Raw genomic sequence first — 699 nt, 5'->3', positions numbered from 1 at the left:
AGCAGGATGTTCAAAGGCAAGCCATTGAATCCCACGAATTTAATGATCATTTGAACCAGTTTTTAGAAAGTTCTGTTACATCAATTAAAGATAAATACAGTGATTTTGATGCGGCGGCGGATTATCTTTATGAGACGCGTGCAAAGCAATTGAATGCATGGTCCTCTGTTTATCCGAATTATGCACAACGGAGCACGATAGATGCGATTATAGGGGATGAATTGCGTACGATTGTAGCGACTTGCGCCCAAAAGGGGGGTAATCCAGCAGAAGAGCTTTATAGGATAGCGCAAAATCTTGGTTATCAAAACCAAGGGATGCAAGCGAATAATCAAGTAGCAGCGCTTCAAAGCCGGCAGAATTCTGCGCGAACCTTAACAGCATCTGGAGGAGGGGGGAGTACTGGACCAATAACTTTAGAATCTATTGGCAATATGTCTGATAAAGAATTTGGAGAATGGTATAGCAATCCTAAAAATCAAATCATTTTTGATAAGTTAATGGGGCGCGATGGCTGATTATAGTCTAGGCGCATAACGTAATCCGCTTTTGATGCGGGTTTTTGCCGGCTTTAAGCCGGTTTTTTTATAGCAAAGAAAGGTAAAATCAATGGCAATAACACGTATACCTATTAATGATGCTCAAGCGGTGAAAGCTTGGTCAAAGAGATTAAATTATGAAGCGTCTAAAGCGCTTGAT

1 pseudogene is annotated in these 699 nt (G+C 40.9%); it reads left to right on the top strand.

From position 1 onward, the window contains the following. Positions 1–518 (top strand): annotated as a pseudogene (locus ACFIKU_RS10065) (hypothetical protein); the annotation flags it as partial. Positions 519–699 lie beyond the last annotated feature (181 nt).

Source organism: Bartonella sp. CM120XJJH (genome assembly GCF_042194715.1).
GTDB lineage: Bacteria > Pseudomonadota > Alphaproteobacteria > Rhizobiales > Rhizobiaceae > Bartonella.
Note: the sequence above shows the minus strand (reverse complement) of the source record. Positions and strands in the feature narration are given on the sequence as shown.